The sequence below is a fragment of the Algimonas arctica genome (genome assembly GCF_014652695.1).
GTDB lineage: Bacteria > Pseudomonadota > Alphaproteobacteria > Caulobacterales > Maricaulaceae > Litorimonas > Litorimonas arctica.
Map to the genome: position 1 here is coordinate 91,691 of NZ_BMZH01000001.1, position 25,268 is coordinate 116,958.

Sequence of the window (25,268 nt, forward strand, 5' to 3'; positions counted from 1 at the left end):
CTGCGCATGATTGAAATCGAGACAGTATTTGCCCGCGAGATTCTAGATAGCCGGGGGAACCCGACACTGGAAGTGGATGTCACGTTGTCAGATGGCGGCTTTGGCCGTGCCGCCGTGCCGAGCGGTGCCTCCACTGGCGCGCATGAAGCGGTTGAGCTTCGCGACGGCGACAAGACGCGCTATCTCGGCAAGGGTGTCCAAAAAGCCGTTCAAAACGTGAATGATGAGATCGCCGACACGATTTACGGTCTCGACGCTGAAAACCAGCGCGGGATTGATGAAATCCTCAAGACATTAGACGGAACTGAGAACAAAGGCCGTCTCGGGGCTAACGCCATGCTTGGCGTCTCGCTTGCGCTCGCGAAGGCTGTCGCTGATAGTCAGTGTGTGCCCCTCTACCGCTATGTTGGCGGCGCGAACGCGCACGTTTTGCCTGTGCCGATGATGAACATCATCAATGGCGGCGAACATGCCGATAACCCGATCGATATTCAGGAATTCATGGTCATGCCTGTCGGCGCGGAGAGCTTCTCTGAAGCCCTGCGTTGCGGCGCCGAGATTTTTCACGCGCTGAAATCAAAGTTAAAAGCCGATGGCCATAATACCAACGTTGGTGATGAGGGCGGCTTTGCGCCAAACCTGTCCAGCACGCGCGATGCGCTTGATTATATTTTGAAGGCGATTGACGCGGCGGGCTATACCGCGGGCAAGGATGTCTTTCTGGCGCTCGACGTGGCCTCGACCGAATTTTACGAAGGCGGTCGTTATGAGCTGAAAGGGGAGGGCAAGAGCCTTACCTCAACAGAGTTTGTCGATTATCTGGCGCAGCTGGCCGCTGATTACCCGATTATTTCTATCGAAGACGGCATGGCCGAGGATGATTGGGATGGCTGGGTCGAATTGCAAAGCCGCATCGGTGACACAGTCCAACTTGTCGGTGATGATTTGTTCGTGACCAATCCGAAGCGTCTCAAAACTGGCATTGAAATGAAGGCGGCCAATTCGATCTTGGTCAAATTCAATCAGATCGGTACGCTCTCTGAAACGCTGGATGCTGTGGATATGGCGCACCGTGCAGGCTTCACGGCTGTGATGAGCCACCGCTCGGGCGAAACATCGGATACGACGATCGCGGATTTGGCCGTTGCGACCAATTGCGGGCAGATCAAAACGGGCAGCCTTGCACGGTCAGACCGGCTCGCGAAATATAATCAACTGCTCCGAATCGAAGAGCAGTTGGGCGATATGGCGGTCTATGCCGGACGGTCGATTCTGAAGGGCTAAGACTGTCACTTTACGCCCAGGCGTCATCACATTTTCGTCTGAGGCTTAACGCGACGTAAACTGTGATCCGACTAATTTGGCCGGATGATCCGGCGGCTTAAATTGACACTCCCAGACGTAAAGCGCCGCGCTCCAGCGGCGGCTTTGGTTGTCTTTTATCTGTACATTGGTTTTCACGCGTTCTCAGGCAGCCAAGGCCTCGTGCGTTGGATGGAACATGCGGATCGCGCTGACCATTTACAGGGGCGGGTGACGGCGCTCGAATCACGGCGCGCCGATCTTCAAACGCATGTTGACCTGCTTTCGGCAGGGTCTCTTGACCTCGATACGCTCGATATCGAAGCTAGACAGCGGTTATATGTCTCGAAGCCGGGTGAAATCACAATATGGCTTGACCCTTAGGCCCGGCATGTAAAGAAGCGCATGAATACTCGGCTGTTCATGTCGGGAATTGATACTGACAGCGCTGTCGGAGTGATTAATGGCTACGAAAACACCAAAGAAATCCACCAAGAAATCGAGTGCTGCGCCCAAGAAAGCGGCGTCGCGCACGACGGATAAGGATGAGCTGCTCGGTTATTACCGGGATATGCTGCTGATCCGGCGCTTCGAAGAGCGCGCAGGGCAGCTCTACGGCATGGGGCAAATCGCGGGTTTCTGTCACCTCTATATTGGACAAGAAGCCGTCGTCACCGGATGCAAAGCCGCGATGAAAGACGGCGATCAGATGATCACGGGCTACCGCGATCACGGTCATATGCTGGCGCTCGACATGGACCCGAAAGGCGTCATGGCCGAATTGACCGGGCGCGCGACGGGCTATTCCAAAGGGAAAGGCGGGAGCATGCACATGTTCTCGACCGAGAAGAAATTCTACGGCGGGCACGGCATTGTTGGCGCGCAGGTTCCGATTGGCGCGGGTCTCGCGTTTGCGAACCAATATCTCGAGAATAAAGCCGTTAGCCTCGCCTTCTTCGGTGATGGGGCATCCAATCAGGGTCAGGTTTATGAGGCCTTCAACATGGCCAAACTCTGGAACCTGCCTGTCATCTTCGTGATCGAGAACAATCAATATGCGATGGGCACGTCCGTTCAACGCGCCTCAGCCGAAACCGAATTGTTTAAACGCGGCATCAGCTTTGAAATCGAAGGCAAACTTGTCGATGGTATGGATGTTCTTGCCGTCCGCGATGCGGCTGCGGAAGCCATCGAACATGCGCGCTCTGGCAAAGGGCCGATGATCCTCGAGATGAAGACTTACCGCTATCGTGGCCACTCCATGTCTGATCCGGCGAAATACCGCTCTCGCGACGAAGTCACCAAAGCGCGGGATGAAACCGACCCCATTGACGCGGTCAAGAAACGTATTTTGACTGAAAAATGGGCGAGCGAGGACGATCTCAAAGAAATCGACAAAGCGATCAAAGCCACCGTTAAAGACTCGGCGGATTTTGCTATTGAAAGCCCAGAGCCAGATCCGAGTGAACTTTGGACGGATGTCCTGATTGAGGTGGATTAATGCCCACTGAACTCCAATATCTCATTTCGGCCGTCGGTCTCTACCTGTTCATGATCCTTATGCAGACGGTCTCAGCGACCGTGTCGCGTAAAGCGAGCGTCGCAGACCTTGTCGGCGCGCGGGACGATTTGCCCACCGCGGGACTAACGACCTTCCATGGCCGCACAAAGCGCGCGCAAGCGAATTTCACCGAGTCGATGGTCATGTTCGTCCCGCTCTGCCTGATTGCGGTTTATTCTAACGATACATCCGGCCTTACGGCGCTCGGCGCGGCCCTGTTCTTTTATGGGCGTTTAGTCTTTGCCCCGATGTATTATTTCGGTGTGCCGTGGTTGCGCACCCTCGCTTGGTTCGTGTCGATTATCGGCATCCTTCTGTTCTTCGTGGAGCTGCTTTTCTAATGGCAATCGATATTCAGATGCCCGCCCTCTCTCCGACGATGGAGGAGGGGACACTTGCTAAATGGATGGTCAAGGAGGGTGACACCGTGCGCTCTGGTGACATCCTCGCCGAGATTGAAACTGACAAAGCGACGATGGAAGTCGAAGCCGTCGATGAAGGCACGATTGGCAAGCTGCTTGTCGCGGACGGAGCGGAGGGTGTCAAAGTCGGCACCGTGATCGCGCAATTGCTGGAAGACGGCGAAAGCGCGGATGATTTGGCCTCGCCCGCGACATCCGAACCTGCTGATCGCGGTCAGATTAAAGCGGATGATCAAGGCGATGACAAACCCGGCAGTGCGGGTCCGGCGCATCCGGAGAATAACGCTGACGACGGCACGGTTGAAAAAGCGCCGGCGGGCAAAGCGGTCGCCAACGACCCCGATATTCCAACCAATATTAAAATGATCTCGACAACCGTGCGCGACTCGCTGCGGGACGCGATGGCCGAAGAAATGCGGCGTGACCCGACCGTTTTTGTGATGGGCGAAGAAGTCGCCGAATATCAGGGCGCGTATAAAGTCACACGCGAACTCCTACAGGAATTTGGCGCGAAACGCGTCATCGACACGCCGATTACCGAACACGGCTTTGCCGGGATCGGCGTCGGCGCGGCTTTTGGTGGGTTGAAGCCCATTGTCGAATTTATGACATGGAACTTCGCCATGCAGGCGATTGATCACATCATTAACTCCGCCGCTAAGACGCTCTATATGTCTGGCGGACAGATGCGTTGCCCGATTGTGTTCCGTGGCCCGAACGGCGCGGCGTCGCGCGTTGGCGCGCAACACTCACAGGATTACTCCAGCTGGTACGCCCATGTGCCGGGCCTGAAAGTTGTCGCGCCTTATGATGCGGCGGACGCGAAAGGTCTGCTCAAAGCCGCGATCCGTGATCCGAACCCGGTCGTGTTTTTGGAACATGAGCTGATGTATGGCGAAAGCTTCGACGTACCGGACATGGACGATTTCATCATTCCGATTGGCAAAGCGAAAGTCCGCCGCGAAGGCAAAGACGTGACCATCACGGCGCAATCCCGCATGGTCAAATTCGCGCTCGAAGCGGCGGAGATTTTGGCGGAAGAAGGCATTGATGCCGAAGTCATCGATATGCGCACGCTCCGTCCGCTCGACACGGATACGGTCATCAAATCCGTCAAGAAGACCAATCGCATCGTCTGCGCTGAAGAAGGCTGGGGCCAACACGGTATCGGCGCCGAAATCGCCGCCCGCGTCGTCGCCGAAGCCTTCGACTATCTCGACGCCCCGCCCATGCGCGTGCACCAAAAAGACGTGCCGCTACCCTATGCGGCCAACTTGGAAGCGCTCAGCTTGCCGGGCACGGAGGATGTGGTGAAGGCGGCGCGGGCTGTTTGTTATAAGTGAAGTTCGTTTTCCAATTTGATATGGGGGTAGAGGGTAAACCAGAAGAACCAAACGAGCTCTTAGCCACTACGTGGTCATCTAATCGGCTTAAGGCGCTTACAAGAGTGACGAACCCATTCCAACTAAATGGAAGATTCAAAAGTTGGGGGCCAGTTATCCGTCTCGTTCTTAAAAAGCGTTGGGTGAATGTTGGTCTCGACCAACTTTTACGAGAAGGTCAAATTCCCATGGTTGCTTGCGCTGACAGTCCGCCCCGGTATGCGGACCCTCGCGCTTGGCTAGATGAAAACGAACATTTCGCCAAAAGCTTAGGGTTTGGTAGTCTCCGCTTAATGAAACCCAATTCGTAAGAAAACCTACTCCTCAACCTCAAGCCTGAAAGCCCGTAATGTCTGAAGTCGGAAGCCTCACAATCCCACCCGCTGCTCTTGAACACGACAACCGCCAAGAGATGTTCCGATTCTGGATTGCCGGAAATACGGGTCATGTGGCGCTGAAATACGGCTTTCTGGGTGAGCAAAAAGACGAAGCCTATATGTTGGGGCAAATGTTGGCTGACGTGGCCAAACATTATACCAATGCCTCGTCCGAAGGACTCCCGAACGGGCTGAGCGCGGATGAAATCCTCTCGGCGATCAAACGCGGGATGACAGACGGGCTTACGTTTGACGGCCATACCGAAGTCACTGAAGCGCCGGATAAGCCTTAACTAAACGACTGTTGAGACAGGGAAACGCACGGATGTCCGCACGCATATTTCAAATATTGGTCGGTCTTGTTGCGATTTCTTTTGCGGTCATATTTACCGTTATCGTCGGTCCGGCGCTCATCGCGGATTCGGATCCCGTTGCAGGCGCCCTCGCGGGATTCGTTAATCCCTATGCGTCCGGTTATGCGTTGGACACGATCCTCTGCGGACTGATCCTGACAATCTGGATTCTTTATGAGCGGAAAGCCTTAGGCATTCGCCATGGCTGGATTTGTATTCTATTAGGGCTTGTCCCCGGCGTAGCGGTCGGCTTCGGCCTCTACCTTATTTTGCGCTTCCGACAGTTGCGCGACCAGACACAGACGAAAGCCGTATAATGCCTATTGAAATTCTCATGCCCGCGCTATCTCCAACGATGGAGGAAGGCACACTGGCCCAGTGGCTCGTCAAAGAAGGCGATACGGTCGCGTCGGGTGATGTGCTGGCTGAAATCGAAACGGATAAAGCGACGATGGAAGTCGAAGCTGTGGATGAGGGGGTCATCGCGAAACTTCTCGTTCCCGGTGGCACGGAAGGCGTGAAGGTCAACGCGCCGATTGCGATCTTGCTGGAAGAGGGCGAGGACGAAAGCGCGCTGGACGGGTATAGTGTTGGGGGAGCGAAGGCTGCTGATGACGGAGAGAAGACGGACAAGGCCCCGGCAATAAATGCCGGGGACGAGACGTCTAAGCCGTCCCCGGCCCCTGTGGCCGGGGCCTCATCCGGTGAAGACCGGATATTCGCGTCACCCCTCGCCAAACGTATCGCCAAAGACGCCGGACTCGACCTTTCGTCGATCTCTGGCTCCGGCCCGAACGGTCGCATCGTAAAAGCCGATGTTGAGAAAGCGCAGAGCGCGCCAAAATCCGCGCCTAAAGCGGCCGCAGCGCCACAACCCACACCGTCGACATCGACAGAAGTCGGCTTGCCGCGGGCGGGCGGCGCAGAGATGCTCACCAAAATGGGTGTCCCACCAGAAAGCTACCGTCTGGAACCACTCGACGGGGTTCAGAAAGTTATCGCGCGCCGCTTGACCAGTTCCAACGTTAATGTGCCGGACTTCCCGCTGACGATTGATTGCGAAATCGACGCGCTGCTCGCGATGCGCAAAGAGCTGAACGGACAAGCGCCTGAGGGCATTAAGATTAGCGTCAATGACATGCTGATCCGCGCCTGCGCGCTGTCCCTTAAGGCACTGCCGGAGACAAATGCGAGCTATACGGATGACGGGATTGCCTATCACCATAATGCCGATGTTGCCGTGGCCGTCGCCAGCGATCGCGGGTTAATTACGCCGATTGTGCGTCAGGCTGAGAACAAAGGCTTGTCGATGATTTCGGACGAGATGAAAGATCTCGCCACCCGCGCCCGGGATGGAAAACTCAAGCCGCAAGAATATCAGGGCGGCAGTTTCTCGATCTCTAACCTCGGGATGATGGGCATCCGCGAATTTGGCTCAATCATCAATGAACCGCACGGCATGATCTTGTCTGTTGGGGCCGGTGAACCCCGCGCCGTTGTCAAAGACGGCGCCCTTGCGATTGCCACGGTCATGACAGTGACGCTGACCTGCGATCACCGTGTGGTGGACGGGGCCGCGGGCGCGCGTTGGTTGCAACACTTCAAAGGACTGATCCAGAACCCTCTGACAATGATGTTGTAAAGGCGGGGATGTTGTAAGGGCGGATGTTGTAGGGCTGGGGATGCTGTCAGCAGTTTTCCCCTCACGGTTGTGCCGGGTTGAGAGATTTCGCGCGCGGTCCTATTTTGGCACACGTGTTTCGTCGGAGCCCAGATGGTGCTTAAATTTCTAACGGCTGGAGTGATCTCCGCCATCCTTGCGGGTGGCGCGATGTATCTTGCCATGGACGAAGATATGCTGGCGCAGTTGCGCGCCGATACGCAGCGCGCGCGGACAACAGACACGATCCCAGAACTCAGGCGCAATGCGGAAACGTCCACTGAAACCGGGACTGTCGTTGATCGGTTGCTCGGACGGGATGGTGTCTCTCGTGAGGCTGACGCGCCAAATGCCGATTCATCCGCCAATGACGATGGCGCGCCTATAGACGCCACGCTTTCCGAAACGCAGCCCGTCGAATCACCGAGTCGCGTGGGCCGTACCGTCGAAGATGGCTCGCCTAAGCGCGGCTGGCTCGATGATTTCCTCCCGCAGCGTGACACGGTGACGACCCCAATTCCCGTCGTGCGCGAACCCGATGCGCCGCGCCCGGTTGATCCGGCTGTATTTGAGACGCTGATCGCGCAGGCGGCTTTGGTCGAAATTGTCGATGCGCGCGATGATGCCTATTTCAACATTCTCAATTTCTCATTGGCGGAGGGACGGTATGAAATTGCCGCCGGTTTGGTCGCAAATCTGTCGTCACCAGAGCTGCGGGACACGGCGCGCCAACGCATCGGCATTAGCCACGCGCAAGCCGGACGCATGGATCAAGCGTTTGCTGTTTTGGACGATATTGAGATCAAAGAGCTGACCGATCCGATCCGTTTGGAAATTATCCGGTCTGTCACGATGAGCCGCCAACCCGGCTAGCTAATTCCCCGCGACTCTGCCAAAGTGTCAGCGCTTTAAACCATCGTTTTCATGGGATTTTTTCATGGCAGATTTCGACGTCATCATCATCGGCTCCGGACCTGGCGGCTATGTTACCGCTATTCGGGCGAGTCAGCTCGGTTTGAAGACTGCGATTATCGAAAAAGCGGAGTTGGGCGGCGTCTGTCTGAACTGGGGCTGTATCCCGACGAAGGCGATGCTGCGCTCCGCGGAAGTCTATCACAATATGCAACATGCGTCCGCTTACGGCCTATCGGCTGAGACGGGCTATGATTTAAAAGCTATCGTCAAACGGTCGCGGGATATTGCCGGGCAGCTCTCGGCCGGCGTCAAACACCTGATGAAGAAGAATAAAATTACGGTCATCAGCGGTCACGCCTCCCTTAAAAAAGGCAAACCCGCACCGACGGTCGTCGTTGATGGCAAAGATTACACCGCCGACCACGTCATTCTGGCGACGGGCGCGCGGGCGCGGGTAATCCCACCCGCCGGGCTGGAACCCGACGGCAAGTTCATTTGGACTGCACGCGAAGCGATGACTCCCGATACAATTCCCGAGCGTTTGCTCGTCATTGGATCCGGGGCCATCGGAATGGAATTTGCGAGTTTCTTCTCGGCATTTGGCGCGAAAACGACCGTCGTCGAGATGATGGACCGGATTTTGCCTGCTGAAGACGCCGAGGTGTCAGCCTTTGCGCAGAAACAGTTTGAAAAACGGGGGCTCACGTTCCGCTTGAACTCGCAAGCCTCGATTAAAACCGGGGCGAAATCTGTCACGGCGACATTCACGAAAGACGGTAAAACAGAGACGGCGGATTTTGACCGCGTTATTCTTGCGGTCGGAATTGTCGGTAATGTCGAAGACATGGGGCTGGAAGACGTCGGTGTCAAAATCGATCGGACTCATATTGAGACGGATGAATTTTCGCGCACCGGCGTGCCGGGTCTCTACGCGATTGGCGACGTCACGGGTGCGCCGTGGCTGGCGCACAAGGCCTCACATGAAGGCATTATCTGTATTGAGAAAATTGCTGGGGGATCGCCGCATCCGCTCGATCCGAATCGTATTCCGGGTTGCACCTATTGTCACCCGCAAGTCGCCAGCGTTGGCCACACTGAAGCTCAAGCAAAAGAGGCGGGTTATGACGTCAAAGTCGGCAAGTTCCCCTTCGTTGGCAATGGCAAGGCGATTGCGCTCGGCGAACCGGAAGGCTTTGTAAAGACGGTGTTTGACGCCAAGACAGGTGAACTCCTCGGCGCGCATATGATCGGCACGGAAGTGACCGAACTGATCCAAGGGTACGCTATCGCGCAGACCTTAGAGACCACGGAACAAGAACTGATCGAGACCGTATTCCCGCACCCAACCCTGTCTGAGATGATGCACGAAGCGACTCTGTCCGCCTATGGCCGCACTATTCATTTTTAGTCGAGGAGCACGGCCGTTTTGTCGAAACTAGGCTGGCTGCGTCCAAAGCGGAGCCATGCCCCGAACGGTTTTTTATAGGCCAGCATCGGTTTCTCAACGAAGGTCCATGAGAGCCATGCCAGTCCGACGACAACGGGTAAGCTAAACATGAATAAGCTCAACACTGTTGCGTTGGGCAACAGGCCGATGATGACTTGCATCACGACCCAATGGTAGATGTAAATGCCATAGGATAAGTCCGTTACACGTTGCATCCATGCGAATTTCGGCGCTTTGACATAAGCCACCCAAATTACGAAGCACGCAAGCATCAGGTTTGCGGTCACTTCGACCATGGGCGTGTCTCTTAATATCCAAGAGAGTGCGGCGAGGGCTGGAATGGCGATCCAGTGGACACGGATCACGTCTCGGTAGGCGTAAATCATTGCGCCCAAACCATAGGCGATCCCAAACCGTGTCGCGCTTTCGGTTGTCGCGGGCAAGCTTTCAAAAAGACCAAAGTTTTGACCAGCGATCCAGACCAAACTGGGAATGACAAATTGTGCCAGCACCATCCATTTCCGGCGAAGGAATCCGAGGGAAAAGGCTAGGAATGTCGCAATGTAGCAAAGCACTTCATAGCGCAGGGTCCAAAGGGGGGCAGAGCCGTATTGTTCGCCATTGGCCGTGAATACACCGGGTAAAATCATATCCGTGTCGTAAAATGTCAGCACTTTAAAAGGCTGCATCCAGACATCCTTATGCGTTAGGTAATCAAGCAGCGGCAAGGTCGTCATGAACGTGCCAACGACCAACGCGACGAACAGCATATGCACGACGAGAGCAGGCATAATCCTAAGCGAGCGTGCGGCTAAAAAGGCTGGGACATCACCGCGGTAAAGTATGGATTTTGTGACAAGAAGTCCGCTCGCAATAAAGAACATGTTCACGGCCAGATAGCTAAACGTATAGTGTAGGAAAACGTGCGGTTCGCTATCGCCATTCCCGGCTTGGACGGCGAAGGCATGTCCCACCATCACAAGCAAAGCGAAAATCAAACGTAAGGGCGTGAAGAAATTATCATGCCCATCCCGAATTTTGACGGGTGTCGATTGTTTTAACATGGTGTGTGCCATTCTTTTACGTCTTAGATTAAGTCCTTTAAAATATGCATAATCCGCGCCGTTATTCGCTTGGTAGGCGAGTGAACTGCGCCTACGGTTAATACCTGATGAATCCAAAACCTCTCTTTAAGTCTGTCAAATCGGGTTGGACTCCGGATCGCGTCGGCGATCAATCCGGCAAGACGATCCTGATTACGGGGGGGAATTCCGGAATTGGGCTGGAAGCGGCAAAGATTCTCGCCAGCAAAGGCGCAGACATTTTATTATGTGCACGGACAGCGCGCAAAGGCGACGCCGCGGTGGCTGAGGTCAATGCGTTGGGCGGCGGCAAGGCCCGATTGGTTCTGCTCGACCTTGCGGATATGGCGTCAATCCACGCCTGCGCACAGACGGTTGCCTCGATCGTGGATCGGCTTGACGTCTTGATCAATAATGCGGGTGTGATGCAAACGCCCAGAATGACGACGAGTGATGGCTTTGAGTTACAACTCGGAACCAATCATCTCGGTCATTTCCTGCTCAATGGATTATTGTTCCCGCTTGTCGAAAAGGCCAATGGCCGCATCGTGACAGTGTCGTCCATTGCCCACAAATTTGGACGGCTTAACCTCAATGACCTGATGTATGCCAAAGGCCGCTATAATCCGTCTATTGCCTATGGTCAGAGCAAGCTTGCCAATATTGTCTATGCCTTTGAACTGCAGCGGCGATTGGACGCCGCCGGGAGTGATGTCACCAGCTATGCCGTACATCCCGGCTATTCCGATACAGCGTTACAGAGTTCGGGTCCGAAAGGGCTGCTTAATCTGTTCTATAAACCGTTGAATGCGCTCTTGGCGCAGCCGGCAAAATATGGCGCCTATCCGACAGTGTTAGCGGCGGTAGAGCCCAAGGCGCGTCCGGGCGGCTATTATGGACCGACGCGGTTCCAAGATATGCGCGGCCCGGTGGGGGATAGTGCGGTTCACCCCAAAGCGTTGCGAGAAGACAAAGCCCGGACACTTTGGGCGTTGAGCGAGGACTTAGTCAGTTTCGATTGGTCGACTGTTCTTAAAACCGCATAGACGCAACCCGCATTCGCCTCTTGTGAATCACGTCCACCCGCGCCAATTAACGCCCATAATGGCTACTCTTATCGACATCAATAATCGTCCCGCTTTACAGGCGAGGCCGCGACATCCTGAAAAGGCTAATCGGCCTGAAACGGAGGTCCTGCGAAAACCGAAATGGATCAGGGTCAAAGCCCCGACGTCTGAAGGCTACGCCAAGACCCGCAAGATTGTAAAAGACAAGGGACTGGTCACGGTCTGCGAAGAAGCGGCCTGTCCCAATATTGGCGAATGTTGGGAGAAGTCCCACGCGACCTTCATGATCCTTGGTGAAATTTGTACCCGCGCCTGCGCGTTCTGCAATGTCGCGACCGGCTTGCCGCAAGCGGTCGATGCCTATGAGCCCGGCAAAATCGCGGAAGCGGTGTCGGAGATGAACCTACAGCATGTGGTTATCACGTCGGTTGATCGTGATGATTTGGCCGACGGCGGCGCGCAGCATTTTGTCGATGTGATTCACGCCATCCGGGCAAAGTCGCCCAAGACGACAATCGAAATCCTCACACCGGATTTCCTACGAAAGGGCGATGCGCCTGATATTGTGATTGATGCGCGGCCTGACGTGTTCAACCATAATTTGGAAACTGTGCCGCGCCTGTATTTGTCGATCCGTCCCGGTGCGCGCTATTTCCATTCCTTACGCTTGCTCGAAAAGGTCAAGGATCGCGATCCGAGCCAGTTCACCAAGTCTGGCCTGATGGTCGGATTGGGCGAGACGAAACAAGAAGTCATGCAAGTCATGGATGATATGCGGTCCGCCGGAATCGATTTCTTGACGATTGGCCAATATCTGCAGCCGACGCGTCGCCATGCCAAATTGGAACGCTATGTCACGCCCGAAGAATTTAAAGCCTATGAGACGATTGCGCGCGCCAAAGGGTTCCTCATGGTGTCCGCAAGTCCGCTGACACGATCATCCTACCATGCCGATAGTGACTTCGCGCAGCTTCGTGCGGCCCGCGATGCGCAGGTGGGTAAAGCCTAATGCCAAGCACGCGATTTCTGGAGCGGGTTCCGCATTGTCCTGACTGCGTCATGAGCCTTGTGACGAATGTTGAGCGTTACCCGGACTTTATTCCGGCCATGACCGCGCTTCGTAAAACGAAGGACCTAGACGATGGGTTCGAAGCCGAAGCCATGATCAACTTCAAAGGTGTGACAGAGACATTCGCGTCACGCATCACAATTGATAAGGTCGCGCGGACTGTCACGGTTCAAAAATCTAGAAAGGGTGGGGCGGTTAAGGCGCTCCGTAATAATTGGCGTTTCTATGAGATGCCTGATGGCTCAACCTTGATTGATTTTGAAGTTGAAGTCCGATTAATGTTCCCATTGGAGTCGCTGCTCCGTCAAAAATTCGACAAGGCACGGGTCGTCGTTCGAAATGTCTTTGTGCAACAGGCGCTCGATAATTGCGAAACAGTGTCGGGCCAGCCGCGTTTGGACTTGGCCGCAGAAGTGACGAAACTTGGCCTCGACTCGCGTCTTATTTACGATCCGCCGCTCGTATAAGCATTTTCATGGCGTGTATGACGGCATAGTCGCGCACCCGATTGCGCGACAGATCAGCAAAGACCGCCGTCTCAGTTAACACGCCACTGTCAGACGCGAGCCCGAAACAGACGGTTCCGACAGGTTTTGACGGCGATCCACCCCCTGGACCTGCGACTCCTGTGATGGAGATCGCCAGATCGACGCCCAAGCGCTCTCTCGCGCCAGCGGCCATCTCGCGCGCTGTGTCTTCGCTTACTGCGCCGTGCGCCCGCAAAGTGTCTGCCGACACGCCAACAAGCTTTTGTTTGAGCGTGTTTGAATAGGTCAGGAACCCGCCTTGGAAGACGCTTGAGCTGCCGGGCATGGCCGTGATGGCGGCGCCTAACAGTCCGCCTGTGCAGCTTTCAACAACGCCGATTGTGACGTCATGGGCTTTGGCTGTCTCCAAGAGGTCTTTTGACAAGCGGAAGATATCGGCGAGGACTGGATCTGTCATTTTTGAGTATCCAAAGAGTCCGGAATTTCCACAGTGGCAAGGGCTTGGGCGGCGATGCCTTCCTTGCGACCGGTGAAGCCGAGCGTTTCCGTTGTGGTGGCTTTAATCGACACGCGTGCGAGGGGCAGACCGGTTATCTGCGCCACGCGCGTGCGCATGGCCGCGCGATAAGGCTTTACCTTCGGGTGTTCGCAAATGAGCGTCAGATCAATATGGCGCAGCGTTGCGCCAACATCTTGGGCCAAACTGATCGCATGGGCGAGGAACCGATCGGAACTCGCCCCTTTCCACTGCGGGTCAGAGGGGGGGAAATGGTCGCCTATATCGCCCATGGCAACGGCGCCTAAAATGGCGTCTGTGATTGCGTGTAGACCGACATCGGCATCGGAATGACCGACCAGCGTATAGCGGCTCTCGACCTCAATGCCGCAGAGCCAAAGCGGATCCGTGCTTTCTTCCAGCTTGTGAACATCAAAGCCCGAGCCGGTAACGGTGAAAGTCGTATGAGACAGCATGGCCTCGGCCTTGGCGAAATCTTCGGGCCACGTCACCTTGAAATTGCGCTCAGATCCCGGCGTGAACGCCAGAGACAGACCCGCGTCCTTGGCGACCGCTATATCGTCATGCGCCGACGCGTCAGCGGGTAGGGCATCGAATGCGGCCTTGATTTTGGCATAGTTGAAGGCTTGGGGCGTTTGCACACGGTGCAAACGGTCGCGATCAACGGCGGAGAAATCATCCGCTTTCAATGCATCTGCAATGGGCAGAGCCGGCACAGCCCCGTCATGGGTTTCAAGCGCGTGCAAAAGGGGCTGGATGAGCGCGGTATCCAAAAACGGTCGTGCGCCATCATGGATCATAACATTACGCGGCGGTTGATCTGCCAACGCGTCCAATCCGGCGCGCACAGAGGCTGTGCGGGTCGTCCCACCGACAACGACTGTAATCGCGTCGCTTAAGGTAGCGGCCCGGGTATCATCCGCAGCAACAACGACAATGATGCGGTCAAAGAAACCCGTGTTTGCTGCATTATTCAGCGTATGCGCCAGTAGGGGTTTTCCCGCTAACTCTTTATATTGCTTAGGTATATTTCTGCCTGCGCGTTTTCCTCGCCCCGCAGCGACCAAAATGAGTGCGCAGTCGGTCAATGTCAGGTGTCTCCGGTGCTGAAATATTGTGCAAAAGCCGACGCTCGGCTAAACCTTCTCTTCCATGCCAAACCCCATCCATATCGGCAAGCTCGCCTTGCGCTCTCGCGTCATCGTTGCGCCTATGTCTGGTGTCACCGATCTTCCGTTCCGGCGGATTCTGTCGCGGTTCGCACCGGGGGCAGTCGTATCAGAGATGGTTGCCGGTGAGGGACTGGCGAAGGATGACCCTGAAAACGTAGCGCGCGCCGCGGGGGGGGCGGATATCAAGCCTATGGCCGTGCAGCTTGTTGGCCGGGATCCCTATTGGATGGCGGAAGGGGCCAAGAAGCTTGAAGCCGCCGGCGCAGAGCTAATCGACATAAATTTCGGCTGCCCCGCGCGAAAAGTTGTGACGGGAATGAGTGGTAGCGCGTTGATGCGGGAGCCGGATCTCGCCCAAGAGATCGTGTCCGCTGTAGTTAAGGCCGTCTCTGTGCCTGTGACCGTGAAAATGCGGTTGGGCTGGGATGATGACAGTCTCAACGCGCCGCGCATCGCAACCGATGCTGTCGCGGTTGGGGCTGTTGCGATTACTGTTCATGGCCGGACACGATGCCAATTTTACGAAGGGCAAGCCGATTGGTCCGCCGTACGGGCAACCGCTGACGTCTTGAACGTGCCGCTGTTCGTCAATGGGGATATTGCGGACGGGGAAACCGCGCTCGTCGCGATGACACAATCTGGCGCTGATGGCGTGATGGTGGGGCGTTCACTGATCGGGAGGCCGTGGGCGCTTTCGCCGATCATGGCAGCGGTCGATGGAACGGGTGCAAAACCCGATCTGAGCCCGGCTGAAAAAACGCAACATGCGCTGGATCATTATGCTGAGATGCTGGCGTTTTATCCGCAGCGCAAGGCGGTTCGCGTCGCGCGCAAACATTTGATTGGCTACGCGACGGACGCGGGTTTGAGCGACGACGATCCTGTGCGCCAACGGCTCGCGCGCTCTGATGACGCGGACGAAGTGCGCGCCATTCTCGAAACCTTATTTATCCTTGCAGAGCGGACTGCCGCATGACCGGAACCCTCATTGAAGATTGGCCATTCCCGCTGTTTCAAGTGGAGGATGGGCGCATCGTTTTTGCCAATCAGGCCGCACAGGAATGGACGGGCGATAGCGTCAAACGGATGCGAGGGCGGGTGTTGTCCGACATTATTCAAACCGACCCGGGCCTCGATGAGCAGATACAAAAGTCGAAGGATTTGAATGCGGCGCTGACCAATCGCGCCTGTTCCGCGATATTGCCAACGGGCGCGACCTTGACCTGTCATATAACGGTCTATCCGGTCGAAGGTGGAACGCAGGGCGTGTCTTTCTGGTTGGCGGGCCCGCGCCCGCGCCAAGGGGCAATGGGCGGCCCCGTTGTATCGGGCATGGGGCGGATGATCGCTCATGAACTGAAGAACCCTCTCGCGGGGATTAAAGGCGCAGCGCAATTGCTGCGCGATGACGTGAAATCGGAAGAAGGACGGTCCTTATTGGACCTGATTGGGTCTGAGATTGATCGAATTCGTCGTTTGGCGGACCGAATGGAAACGCTCGGTGACCAAGATCCTGACCATATGGATACGGTCAATATTCATACGGTTCTCCGGCAAGCCCGCAAGATTGTTCAATCCGCCGAACCGCGGCTGGTCTTCTCGGAAAACTATGATCCATCCTTGCCGCAAGCGCAGGGCGACCCGGATACATTGATGCAGGCTTTGCTCAATCTCATCCGGAATGCGCAGGACGCGCTGTGCGATACGGATAAGCCGGAAATCGAATTGGTGACAGCCTTTCGCACCGGCGTGACCTCCCGGAGTGACAATGGCGATGAGGCGCGGAACTTACCGATTCAGATTAGTGTGACCGATAATGGCCCCGGCATTTCTGACGAATGGCAAGATCATATCTTTCAGCCTTTCGTATCCACCAAACGCGACGGGCAGGGGCTGGGCCTCGCCTTAGTGTCGAAAGTCGCCAAGGCGCATGGCGGTCTCGTTGAAGTCCGCTCCCGACCCGGCCGCACAACCTTCTCTATCCTCCTTCCCGCTCCCTCAGGAGAGTTTCTGTGAAATATGACGTCTTACTGGCAGATGATGATGACAGCATCCGATTGGTGCTGAGTAAGGCATTGACCCGTGCCGGGCACACGGTGCGCGCGACCGACAATCCGCATACGCTATTGAAATGGGCTGAAGCGGGACATGGTGACATCGTTTTGACGGATGTGATGATGGACGGGCGCGAAGTGTTTGAACATCTTCCCGAACTGTCGAGAATGCGGCCTAAACTGCCGATCATTGTGATTTCGGCCAATAATACGGTGAATACAGCGATCAAATCCGGACAGCATCGTGTGTTTGAATATGTGCCTAAGCCGTTTGATTTAGACGAAATCACGAGTGCGGTTGCGCGGGCAGGGCAATCGGTCGGGCCTCGCCGGGTCAAAGCGGTCCCTGTGCGCGGTCGATTGCCGATGATTGGCCGTTCCGCCGCGATGCAGCCCGTATTCCGGGCGGTCTCACGCTTTGCTGCGGCAAACCTACCAGTGCTTATTTACGGCGCCGTCGGGACCGGTAAGGATTTAGTCGCGCGGTTGCTCCATGATGGTGGCCCGCGCCGCGAAGGCCCGTTTCTGCGGACATCAGATTTTGAGAATACGTCGCTGACTTTGCAGAAGGTCAATGGCGGAGACCTCTATATCGACGAGGTCGCAGAACTCTCGACGATGCAGCAGGAGCGCTTGTTGGCCTTTCTGACAGAAAGCGAACAGATTCCGGCCTCTGAGCGCCCGCGCGTTGTGTGTGCCACACGCAAAGATTTACGGCGCGAGGTTGAAGACGGGCGTTTCCGCGATGATCTGCTGTTCCGTATCAATGTCGCCGAAATTCGTATTCCACCACTCGCGGCCCGAGATCGCGATACGATTGAATTGGCCGAAGCTTTCCTCGGGCAGGCTAGTCCACATCAGTCTCGCCGTTTTTCCACTGAGGCCCTTGAGGTGCTGCACCGCCACGAATGGATCGGGAATGTCCGGGAATTAGAAAATATCGTTCGCCGTCTGGCGGTTCTCTATTCTGATGATGTGATTTCAGCGGACATGGTTTTGCAGGAATTTTCTAAGGATATACGGTCCAGCGATACGGATACAGATGCGTCGGATAAGTTCGAGCGGCAGTTGGCTTTGGCTTGCCGCGCCTTACTTGATGAGGATAATTCTACGGAAGACGGGTCACATTATCAAACTGCGATGGCGTGGATTGAAAGACCTCTGATTACCGAAGCGCTTCGCGTCACGGGCGGGAACCGAGCCAAGGCTGCGGACTGTCTGGGAATACACCGCAATACGCTCCGCACCCGTCTGAAATCTCTCGATTTGCAGTAGGTTTTTACACCTCTAGTGTTGAAAACAGGCCACACTGATGTATTCGTGCAACAGTGTTGTTCGGTGCTAGGGCTCGAACGTTATCACATGGAGCCAAATGGCGGACGCGCGGGCCATAACTAAAACGGTGCGCCCCCCTGCGGGTTCTGTCGTGCGACCGACTGTGAATGTCCGTTCCGGCGGACAACAATCGGCCGGGCGTTTGCCGCGCATTGCCCGATCAGCAGCCTTTGGTGTATTCTTTGTCTCGGCAATTGCGCTGACAATCCTCGGCGCTTTGTTGAGCTTTAGCTCCAATGATGCGCAGGTCAGCACAGCCTATATCATTCTTCAAGCCAATATGGCCTTGATCGCGGTCATTGCATTTTATCTCGGATACCGGGTGCGCAAGACCCTTTTCGTCCCGGCAGAACGGGACTCGACCCCACTTTTGCACCGCAGATTTGTTGCCATCTTTAGTCTCGCGGCACTGTTGCCTGCGATCATCATCGGGGCTTTCTCAGCCTCATTGATCAGCCAAAATGTCACCGGCCTGTTCGGGTCTGATGTGCGAGAAAATATGGAGAGCGCCAAGCGTATCCTCAATGACTATGTGGATCAGGAATTATCAGAACTCGCATTTGATTTGCGGATCGTTCGACAAGGTCTGGAAGAGCGGAATTTCGACATAAGTGACCGCATTTCCTTGACGGCGGAATTGCAGATTGTGTCTCGTGTCAGGGATTTGGATGCGATCATCCTGATGCGTGAAGACGGACAGGTGCTAGCGGAAGCACAGGGTCCGCGCGCGCCATTGTTTGAAGTGCCGCGACCGGAGCTCTTAAAAGGCATCAACGCGAGTAAAGTTGAGTTTTTGAAAAATGATCAAACGAACTATTTGATCGCCTTGATCCGATTGGATGAGGAGAGTGATATCTTGCTCTATACGGGGCGATTGTTGCGGTCTTCGTCACAAGTGCTCTCGAACATAAATGGCATCAATACAGCGACGGCGCGGATCGACGCGTTTACCGCCAGTCAGTCACGGATGAATCGGATTTTCGCGCTGACATTTGTCGAAACGGCTCTGTTGTTATTGATGGCGGCGACATGGCTCGGGCTTGTGCTCGCCAATCGCATCATTGAACCGCTCTCCAGTCTGGTGACGGCGGCTGAACGGGTGCGCGCCGGGGATATGAGCGCCCGTGTCAGCGTGTCCGGGCAATGGGGCGAGATTTCCGATCTCGGCAGCGCGTTCAATCGTATGACCCAACAGCTCAATAGCCAACGGGATGCTTTGGTGCGCGAACATGATGTGTCGGAACAACGACGGCAGTTCTCAGAGGCGGTGCTGTCCGGGGTTCGTGCCGGGGTTCTCGGCTTGACGGAAAGCGGTCGGATTACGCTTATTAATGCGTCGGCAGAACGGCTGCTCGGCCTTTCAGCCGAAGCCGCGCTCGACCGTCCAATTGCTGATCTTCTGCCAGAATTCGGCCCCGCTTTTGCGCGCGCGCGCGAAAGTGTCAGCAATCGCGCGGAAGACCAAATCGCTTATGAAACCCAAGCCGGGTCGATCAACCTTGATCTTCGGGTTGCGAGCTATCGCGGAGCGCGGAGCGACACGGGTTGGGTGGTGACGTTTGATGATATGACCCGTTTGGTCGCGGCGCAGCGGCAATCCGCATGGCGCGAAGTCGCGAGGCGAATTGCGCATGAAATCAAAAACCCACTGACGCCAATCCAGTTGTCCGCAGAACGCCTCTCGCGAAAATATGGTCCGTTGCTGACCGAAGACCGAGACGTGTTTGACAATTGTACGCAAACTATCATCCGTCAAGTCGGGTCCTTGGAGCGTATGGTGGACGCGTTTTCAGCGTTCGCGCAAATGCCGCAACCGGAATTTGAGCCGATCAATTTGATTGATGCCCTAGCAGATGTCTTATTCGAACAAGGCGTGGCCTTTCCAAACATTCGTTTCAAACGCATCGGGATATGGCCTGAAACGCTCCCCGTTCGGGGAGATGAGCGCTTGCTGACACAGGCGCTGACGAACATTTATAAAAACGCCGCCGAGGCCGTTTTGCGAGACGCCGATCAGAAATATGGCACGTGGGTCGGCGAGGTTGAGACACTTGTTCAAGATCATGGCGAAAGCCTTCAAATCATTATCCGCGATAATGGGCCGGGCTGGCCGATGGCGGATATTAACCGTTTGCTCGAGCCCTATGTGACCACGCGAGACGGCGGTACCGGGCTGGGACTGCCTATCGTCAAACGCATTGTCGAAGATCACGCCGGGACGATTTCGCTGTCGGCGCGAACCGATGGGCAGCGCGGCGCGCAAGTGTCGGTTTCGCTGCAAGTCGACGCCACCCAAGTTTTGCAAGAGGAAGCTGCTGAATGACATTAGACCGCCGAAATATCTCTGCTCAAGACATTCTGATCGTCGAGGACGAGACGGATATTCGGACTCTTGTCGCGGGTATTTTGCAGGATGAAGGCCATCAGACACGCGAAGCCGCAACGTCGGATGAAGCCCTCGCGGCTGTGCGGGCGCGTGAGCCCAACCTCGTTATTCTTGATGTTTGGCTTAAAGGCAGCTCGATGGATGGGATTGAGTTGCTCGACACCCTGAAGCAAAGCGCGCCAGACCTTCCAGTCATCATTATTAGTGGCCATGGCACCGTCGAGACGGCGGTTTCAGCCATTCGCAAGGGCGCGTATGATTATATTGTTAAGCCTTTCAAAGCTGACAAGTTGATCGTCACCGCCACACGCGCGCTGGAGGCGGCTCGCTTGCGGCAAGAGAACCGAGAGCTGAAGGGCAAGGCACCATCGGACACAACTTTGATCGGTGAAAGTCCGCAGATCGTCCAGCTTCGGCAAAAAATTATGCGGATTGCGTCAACCAATTCGCGTGTCTTGATTTCGGGCGCCTCAGGGACAGGCAAAGAACTGATCGCGCGATTGATCCATCGCCAGAGCGGTCGGTCGGGGGGGCCGTTCCGGGCCGTCAATGCCGCCTCAATGGTTCCTGAACGGGTTGAGGAAGAACTTTTTGGTGTTGAGGGTGCGGACGGTGTTGAGAAATCCGGTCTGCTAGAGCGCGCGCATAATGGCACGCTCTACATCGACGAAGTTGTTGATATGCCATTGGAAACACAAGGTAAATTGCTCCGTCTTTTGGTCGAGCAACGGTTCCAGCGCTTGGGAGGCCGCGACGATGTACAAGTCGATGTTCGGGTGATTACCTCGAGTTCGCGTGATTTGCTTGAGCAAGTGAAGCTCGGGCGCTTCCGGGAAGACCTCTACCACCGGCTTAACGTGATGCCGCTCGAAGCCCCACCCTTATCGGAGCGACGCGATGATATTCCAGAGCTTGTGAGCTTTTTTATCGACCAATTAGCCGCCTCGACGGGACTACCGAAACGCGAAATTGGACCGGATGCGATGGCTGCGCTGCAAGCGCATGATTGGCCGGGAAATGTCCGCCAGTTGCGGAACAATGTCGAACGTTTGCTGATTCTAGCGACGGGTGATCCGACTCTACCGATTACTTTATCGACCTTGCCGCCCGAAGTGTCGGTTGTGCGCGGCGGGCAAGGACCGGATGATAGCGAGCGTATGATCGCACTGACGTTGAGGGACGCACGCGAGCATTTCGAACGGCAATATTTACAAGCGCAGATCGACCGGTTTGGCGGCAATATTTCCCGCACAGCCAACTTCGTCGGTATGGAGCGTTCCGCCTTGCATAGAAAACTCAAGTCGCTAGGCTTGAGCGCAAGTAATGGTGCCAATTCCGCGCAGGCAGACGCCGAGTAGGTGGATTGCCCTGTCGGCAAGTTCGCCGGGTAAATGAGGCTGATCCATGCGAGTGATTATCTGTGGTGCCGGACGTGTCGGCTATGGCCTTGCCACCCGTTTGGCGGGGGACAATAATACTGTGACTGTGGTGGATACGTCCGCCGATTTGATCCGAAAAATTACAACGGGCTTAGATGTTCGCGGTGTTGTGGGTCATGGGTCGCATCCGGATGTACTGGTCCGCGCAGGTGTTGAAAACGCCGATATGATCATTGCCGTAACCCACCATGACGAAGTCAATATGGTGGCCTGTCAGATCGCGCATTCGCTGTTTGATGTTCCCACGAAAGTGGCGCGCGTTCGGGCGCAATCCTATCTCGAGACGCAGTATAATGATCTCTATTCGCGCGAAAATATGCCGATCGATATCATTATTTCGCCAGAGATCGAGATCGGAAAATCAATCCTGCGTCGCCTCTCGACACCCGGGGCGTTCAATGTTGTGCCTTTTGCGGATGGATTGGTGCAGTTTCTTGGGGTTCGCATTGGTGAGGACTGTCCGATCATCGATACTCCGATCAGACAAATTCCGGATCTTTTCGAAGGCTTGCATGCGGCCATTGTCGGTATACGCCGCGACGGTGTGTTGTTTGCGCCCAATCCGGATGATCCGCTTGAAATCGGCGACGATGCCTATTTTGTAACTCGTGCGGAACACTCGCAACGCTTGCTGGAAGTCGTTGGCACACGCGAAGCCCGCGCCCGTCACGTCGTCATTATCGGCGGCGGGAGTATCGGCAGCTATGTCGCTGAGGCGCTCGAAAAGCAGCCTGGCGTTCGTGTTCGTATGATTGAGCTTGATAAGGCCCGCGCGGAAATCGCGGCGACGGCCCTTCCTAAAACTGTGATCCTTCACGGTGATGCGATGGATGCCAGCGTGCAGGCTGAGGCCGGCGCGGCCACGGCTGACATTCTGATTGCTCTGACAGATAATGATAAGACGAATATTCTCGCGTCTGTACTCGGTAAAAAGTTGGGCGCGCGGCATACAATCGCTTTGTTGAATGAACAGTCGATGCAGGATCTGCAAAAAGACTTGGGCATAGACATGGTCATTGATCCGCGCGCCTCGACAGTCTCATCCATCCTGCGGCACGTGAGGCGCGGCCGAATTTTGGACGTTTACATGCTGGACCAAGGCTCTGCGGAAGTGTTGGAAGGCGAAGTGTTGGAGACGTCAATTTTCGCAGGAAAAACTTTGAGCGAGGCCGCCGTCGGAGACGGTGTTGCCATCGGCGCGATTGTTCGCAACGGCAAGGTGATGATGCCAGAGCCAAGTCTGATGCTCAAAGAGGGGGACCGGGTTGTCCTCTTGGCCGAGCGAGCCGCGCTTCGAGGTATCGAAGCTCTGTTCCGTGTTGGCGTTGAGCTGTACTGATCTTATGGTCCCGTTCCTCCTGACACAATCGCGTCAGTCAACCGACCGCTTTGACGGCGCCCCTCAGGCGTGAGGATCGTCAAAATATTCCTCTGGCTTGGCTATGCGTTACTGAGCAGCGCCGCCTTGATGATGTTGACGGCTGTCGTCGCGCTGTTCCTGCTGGAGGTAACAGAGGCGGGCCTTATGGCGATCCTAGCCCTTGTTTCGGCCCTCGTTGGCGCTCTGATGATTACGGCCAGCTACAAAGCGTCGTCCAAAGAAAGCGCGTCAGAAGCCATTTTGTTTCTGATCTTATTTTGGGTCGTCGTTCCGATCATCTGTTCCTTTCCCTTTTATGTTTTAGGCGCGACTTCGAGTCCGGTTACGGCCGTGTTCGAAGGCGTCTCGGCCATGACCACAACGGGCGCAAGTTCACTTGATCCCGATGCATTGCCCCGAACGCTATTGTTTTGGCGTTCACTGTTACAGTTTTTCGGAGGCGTTAGTGCCGCTATTTTCGCCGTTGTTATTCTCGCGGCATTGAACTTGACCGGGACGGGGATCCACCGGTCTGCGTTATTCACCTTCCGAACGGGAGAATTGTTCAAGCGTATTCTCGGAGTTGGGCAGTTGGTGTCTGCGATTTATCTTTTCTTTGCTTCCATCGGTTTTGTCCTGATGGTGATGGGAGGAACGGAAACGTTTACGGCGATCTGTCTGGCTTTGTCGGGGGTCAGTACAGGCGGTTTGCAACCGTTTGGCGGGCCGCTCTCCACGGTCCTGTCGCCATTTTCAGCCGTCGTATTGGCCGTCTTATGCTTAAGCGGCGCTTTTAATGTGTCCGTCTTATGGGACGTCTTGCGATTGCGTCGATGGCAACCGTTTTTGCGGATATTTACCCATGTTGAACATCGCGGCTTGTTCACGATCGCAGGGTTGTTAACTCTTGCGACGGTCGTCTTTGCCAGTGTTTACAATCTGGGACCGGCGATATTGGATTCCTTGTATTTTGTCAGTTCGGCGGGCTATCGGTACGACGTTATCAGCCTTGATATGGTTCCGGCTCCGATCTTGATCGCCACGGCCTTAATCGGCGGATCGGCGCTCTCTACGGCAGGCGGGATTAAAGTTATCCGCCTATTACTTTTGTTCCGGCATTTGGGCACGGATGTGGCCCGTCTCTCTCATCCATCACGGGTCAAACCGATACAATTTCGGGGGCAGATGATTGAAGATAATGAGTTTCTCTCAATCTGGATGTATTTTTTCGGTTACTCGATTGGGTTTGCCGTTGGAGCTTTGACGCTTGCGGCCGCGGGGCTCGACTTACAGGATGCCTTGGCAACGTCCGCGGCGTCATTAGCCAATGTGGGGCCCTTGCTCGACATGACATTGCCGTCCTCCGGGTTACGCTATCAAGACTTCACCCCGATGCAAATGACGCTGTCGGCTTTGCTGATGTTGGCCGGGCGAGTCGAAGTTTTAGTCGTGCTTTCGCTGATAATTCCATCGACTTGGCGACAATAAAGGCAGATATGGGCTGTCACTGAAGCTTCTTTCTATACTGTTTGCGTTTGGCAAACGCGTTGCTAAGGTTAAGTTCAGACCCATGGTACGGCCGAAAATCACGGCGCTGCCCAATAAAAACAATAGGTGACCCGCTATGTCGGACCGCAAACAAAGTCTTCAAGACACGTTTCTCAATACAGTTCGTAAATCCAAAATGCCGCTGACGATTTTTCTCGTCAATGGTGTGAAATTACAGGGCGTTGTGTCCTGGTTCGATAGCTTTTGCGTGTTGTTACGCCGCGACGGTAGCTCCCAGTTGGTCTACAAGCACGCGATCAGTACCATCATGCCGTCTGGCCCCGTGTTATTGCACGATCCGTCAGACGACGAAGACTTAGACTAGTCAGAAC

The 25,268-nt window shown here is 55.4% G+C and carries 24 protein-coding genes; 21 read left to right on the forward strand and 3 right to left on the reverse strand.

From position 1 onward, the window contains the following. Nucleotides 1–6 precede the first annotated feature (6 nt). From eno to lpdA, 10 genes are all read left to right on the forward strand, one after another. The gene (eno, locus tag IE105_RS00455) at nt 7–1,284 is read left to right on the forward strand and encodes a phosphopyruvate hydratase (RefSeq protein WP_189494240.1); all 1,278 of its coding nucleotides are present in this window, start codon (nt 7–9) and stop codon (nt 1,282–1,284) included. A gap of 102 nt (nt 1,285–1,386) precedes the next feature. Continuing rightward, complete coding sequence (locus IE105_RS00460; protein ID WP_189494242.1) at nt 1,387–1,686, forward strand: FtsB family cell division protein; 300 nt, start codon at nt 1,387–1,389, stop codon at nt 1,684–1,686. A gap of 79 nt (nt 1,687–1,765) precedes the next feature. Further along, the gene (gene pdhA, locus IE105_RS00465; protein WP_189494244.1) at nt 1,766–2,803 is read left to right on the forward strand and encodes a pyruvate dehydrogenase (acetyl-transferring) E1 component subunit alpha; all 1,038 of its coding nucleotides are present in this window, start codon (nt 1,766–1,768) and stop codon (nt 2,801–2,803) included. Beyond that, nucleotides 2,803–3,204, forward strand: a complete 402-nt coding sequence (locus tag IE105_RS00470) for an MAPEG family protein (RefSeq protein WP_189494245.1) — start codon at nt 2,803–2,805, stop codon at nt 3,202–3,204. Before pdhA ends, IE105_RS00470 begins: the two co-directional genes overlap by 1 nt. Continuing rightward, a complete protein-coding gene (locus IE105_RS00475; protein ID WP_189494247.1) occupies nt 3,204–4,628 on the forward strand; it encodes a pyruvate dehydrogenase complex E1 component subunit beta in 1,425 nt (474 codons plus the stop codon). The genes IE105_RS00470 and IE105_RS00475 overlap by 1 nt, the downstream gene beginning before the upstream one ends. Before the next feature lie 388 nt (nt 4,629–5,016). Further along, nucleotides 5,017–5,337 carry a DUF5076 domain-containing protein gene (locus tag IE105_RS00480; protein ID WP_189494250.1) on the forward strand — a complete coding sequence of 107 codons (321 nt, stop codon included), beginning with the start codon at nt 5,017–5,019 and terminating at the stop codon, nt 5,335–5,337. 32 nt (nt 5,338–5,369) lie between these two features. Further along, a complete protein-coding gene (locus IE105_RS00485; protein ID WP_189494252.1) occupies nt 5,370–5,714 on the forward strand; it encodes a DUF2834 domain-containing protein in 345 nt (114 codons plus the stop codon). Beyond that, complete coding sequence (locus IE105_RS00490) at nt 5,714–7,039, forward strand: pyruvate dehydrogenase complex dihydrolipoamide acetyltransferase (protein ID WP_189494254.1); 1,326 nt, start codon at nt 5,714–5,716, stop codon at nt 7,037–7,039. Before IE105_RS00485 ends, IE105_RS00490 begins: the two co-directional genes overlap by 1 nt. Before the next feature lie 132 nt (nt 7,040–7,171). Further along, on the forward strand, nt 7,172–7,930 hold the full coding sequence (locus tag IE105_RS00495; protein ID WP_189494256.1) for a hypothetical protein: 759 nt from the start codon (nt 7,172–7,174) through the stop codon (nt 7,928–7,930). Between the two features lie 64 nt (nt 7,931–7,994). Then, nucleotides 7,995–9,380, forward strand: a complete 1,386-nt coding sequence (gene lpdA / locus IE105_RS00500) for a dihydrolipoyl dehydrogenase (protein WP_189494257.1) — start codon at nt 7,995–7,997, stop codon at nt 9,378–9,380. Here the strand turns inward: lpdA and IE105_RS00505 are convergent. Beyond that, nucleotides 9,377–10,495 carry an acyltransferase family protein gene (locus tag IE105_RS00505; RefSeq protein ID WP_189494259.1) on the reverse strand — a complete coding sequence of 373 codons (1,119 nt, stop codon included), beginning with the start codon at nt 10,493–10,495 and terminating at the stop codon, nt 9,377–9,379. The two genes, lpdA and IE105_RS00505, sit on opposite strands and share 4 nt — an antisense overlap. A 95-nt stretch (nt 10,496–10,590) precedes the next feature. On the opposite strand from IE105_RS00505, the gene IE105_RS00510 reads away from it, so the two are divergent. From IE105_RS00510 to IE105_RS00520, 3 genes are read left to right on the forward strand one after another with little or no spacing between them, the layout of a single operon-like run. Beyond that, entirely contained in the window at nt 10,591–11,547 is a 957-nt protein-coding gene (locus IE105_RS00510) for an oxidoreductase (RefSeq protein WP_189494260.1), read from the forward strand. Nucleotides 11,548–11,605: 58 nt separating this feature from the next. Further along, entirely contained in the window at nt 11,606–12,577 is a 972-nt protein-coding gene (lipA, locus tag IE105_RS00515) for a lipoyl synthase (RefSeq protein WP_189494262.1), read from the forward strand. Then, nucleotides 12,577–13,104, forward strand: coding sequence for a type II toxin-antitoxin system RatA family toxin (locus IE105_RS00520; RefSeq protein WP_189494264.1), 528 nt, complete (start codon nt 12,577–12,579; stop codon nt 13,102–13,104). The genes lipA and IE105_RS00520 overlap by 1 nt, the downstream gene beginning before the upstream one ends. Here the strand turns inward: IE105_RS00520 and IE105_RS00525 are convergent. Continuing rightward, nucleotides 13,079–13,582, reverse strand: coding sequence for a CinA family protein (locus tag IE105_RS00525; RefSeq protein ID WP_189494267.1), 504 nt, complete (start codon nt 13,580–13,582; stop codon nt 13,079–13,081). The genes IE105_RS00520 and IE105_RS00525 overlap by 26 nt on opposite strands. After that, complete coding sequence (locus IE105_RS00530) at nt 13,579–14,730, reverse strand: bifunctional 2-C-methyl-D-erythritol 4-phosphate cytidylyltransferase/2-C-methyl-D-erythritol 2,4-cyclodiphosphate synthase (RefSeq protein WP_189494269.1); 1,152 nt, start codon at nt 14,728–14,730, stop codon at nt 13,579–13,581. The genes IE105_RS00525 and IE105_RS00530 overlap by 4 nt, the downstream gene beginning before the upstream one ends. A gap of 64 nt (nt 14,731–14,794) precedes the next feature. Here IE105_RS00530 and dusB point away from each other — a divergent pair, with 64 nt between their 5' ends. The 8 genes from dusB (at nt 14,795) to hfq (ending at nt 25,261) form a co-directional block, all read left to right on the forward strand. Further along, a complete protein-coding gene (gene dusB / locus IE105_RS00535) occupies nt 14,795–15,790 on the forward strand; it encodes a tRNA dihydrouridine synthase DusB (protein ID WP_189494271.1) in 996 nt (331 codons plus the stop codon). Beyond that, a complete protein-coding gene (locus IE105_RS00540; protein WP_189494272.1) occupies nt 15,787–16,830 on the forward strand; it encodes a two-component system sensor histidine kinase NtrB in 1,044 nt (347 codons plus the stop codon). The genes dusB and IE105_RS00540 overlap by 4 nt, the downstream gene beginning before the upstream one ends. Further along, a complete protein-coding gene (locus IE105_RS00545; RefSeq protein ID WP_189494273.1) occupies nt 16,827–18,143 on the forward strand; it encodes a sigma 54-interacting transcriptional regulator in 1,317 nt (438 codons plus the stop codon). The genes IE105_RS00540 and IE105_RS00545 overlap by 4 nt, the downstream gene beginning before the upstream one ends. Before the next feature lie 97 nt (nt 18,144–18,240). Then, nucleotides 18,241–20,526, forward strand: a complete 2,286-nt coding sequence (locus IE105_RS00550; protein WP_189494275.1) for a sensor histidine kinase — start codon at nt 18,241–18,243, stop codon at nt 20,524–20,526. After that, a complete protein-coding gene (ntrX, locus tag IE105_RS00555) occupies nt 20,523–21,947 on the forward strand; it encodes a nitrogen assimilation response regulator NtrX (protein WP_189494277.1) in 1,425 nt (474 codons plus the stop codon). Before IE105_RS00550 ends, ntrX begins: the two co-directional genes overlap by 4 nt. Nucleotides 21,948–21,993: 46 nt before the next feature. Beyond that, nucleotides 21,994–23,367, forward strand: coding sequence for a Trk system potassium transporter TrkA (gene trkA / locus IE105_RS00560; protein ID WP_189494278.1), 1,374 nt, complete (start codon nt 21,994–21,996; stop codon nt 23,365–23,367). 69 nt (nt 23,368–23,436) lie between these two features. Then, nucleotides 23,437–24,876 carry a TrkH family potassium uptake protein gene (locus IE105_RS00565; RefSeq protein WP_189494280.1) on the forward strand — a complete coding sequence of 480 codons (1,440 nt, stop codon included), beginning with the start codon at nt 23,437–23,439 and terminating at the stop codon, nt 24,874–24,876. Nucleotides 24,877–25,012: 136 nt separating this feature from the next. Then, nucleotides 25,013–25,261, forward strand: a complete 249-nt coding sequence (gene hfq, locus IE105_RS00570; RefSeq protein WP_189494281.1) for an RNA chaperone Hfq — start codon at nt 25,013–25,015, stop codon at nt 25,259–25,261. Nucleotides 25,262–25,268 lie beyond the last annotated feature (7 nt).

Bases quoted from the DNA above. Each gene is read 5' to 3' on its own strand.
- eno (WP_189494240.1), top strand. From the start codon at position 7: ATGATTGAAATCGAGACAGTATTTGCCCGCGAGATTCTAGATAGCCGG.
- pdhA (WP_189494244.1), top strand. From the start codon at position 1,766: ATGGCTACGAAAACACCAAAGAAATCCACCAAGAAATCGAGTGCTGCG.
- IE105_RS00470 (WP_189494245.1), top strand. From the start codon at position 2,803: ATGCCCACTGAACTCCAATATCTCATTTCGGCCGTCGGTCTCTACCTG.
- IE105_RS00475 (WP_189494247.1), top strand. From the start codon at position 3,204: ATGGCAATCGATATTCAGATGCCCGCCCTCTCTCCGACGATGGAGGAG.
- IE105_RS00480 (WP_189494250.1), top strand. From the start codon at position 5,017: ATGTCTGAAGTCGGAAGCCTCACAATCCCACCCGCTGCTCTTGAACAC.
- IE105_RS00485 (WP_189494252.1), top strand. From the start codon at position 5,370: ATGTCCGCACGCATATTTCAAATATTGGTCGGTCTTGTTGCGATTTCT.
- IE105_RS00490 (WP_189494254.1), top strand. From the start codon at position 5,714: ATGCCTATTGAAATTCTCATGCCCGCGCTATCTCCAACGATGGAGGAA.
- IE105_RS00495 (WP_189494256.1), top strand. From the start codon at position 7,172: ATGGTGCTTAAATTTCTAACGGCTGGAGTGATCTCCGCCATCCTTGCG.
- lpdA (WP_189494257.1), top strand. From the start codon at position 7,995: ATGGCAGATTTCGACGTCATCATCATCGGCTCCGGACCTGGCGGCTAT.
- IE105_RS00505 (WP_189494259.1), bottom strand. From the start codon at position 10,495: ATGGCACACACCATGTTAAAACAATCGACACCCGTCAAAATTCGGGAT.
- IE105_RS00510 (WP_189494260.1), top strand. From the start codon at position 10,591: ATGAATCCAAAACCTCTCTTTAAGTCTGTCAAATCGGGTTGGACTCCG.
- lipA (WP_189494262.1), top strand. From the start codon at position 11,606: ATGGCTACTCTTATCGACATCAATAATCGTCCCGCTTTACAGGCGAGG.
- IE105_RS00520 (WP_189494264.1), top strand. From the start codon at position 12,577: ATGCCAAGCACGCGATTTCTGGAGCGGGTTCCGCATTGTCCTGACTGC.
- IE105_RS00525 (WP_189494267.1), bottom strand. From the start codon at position 13,582: ATGACAGATCCAGTCCTCGCCGATATCTTCCGCTTGTCAAAAGACCTC.
- dusB (WP_189494271.1), top strand. From the start codon at position 14,795: ATGCCAAACCCCATCCATATCGGCAAGCTCGCCTTGCGCTCTCGCGTC.
- IE105_RS00540 (WP_189494272.1), top strand. From the start codon at position 15,787: ATGACCGGAACCCTCATTGAAGATTGGCCATTCCCGCTGTTTCAAGTG.
- IE105_RS00550 (WP_189494275.1), top strand. From the start codon at position 18,241: ATGGCGGACGCGCGGGCCATAACTAAAACGGTGCGCCCCCCTGCGGGT.
- ntrX (WP_189494277.1), top strand. From the start codon at position 20,523: ATGACATTAGACCGCCGAAATATCTCTGCTCAAGACATTCTGATCGTC.
- trkA (WP_189494278.1), top strand. From the start codon at position 21,994: ATGCGAGTGATTATCTGTGGTGCCGGACGTGTCGGCTATGGCCTTGCC.
- hfq (WP_189494281.1), top strand. From the start codon at position 25,013: ATGTCGGACCGCAAACAAAGTCTTCAAGACACGTTTCTCAATACAGTT.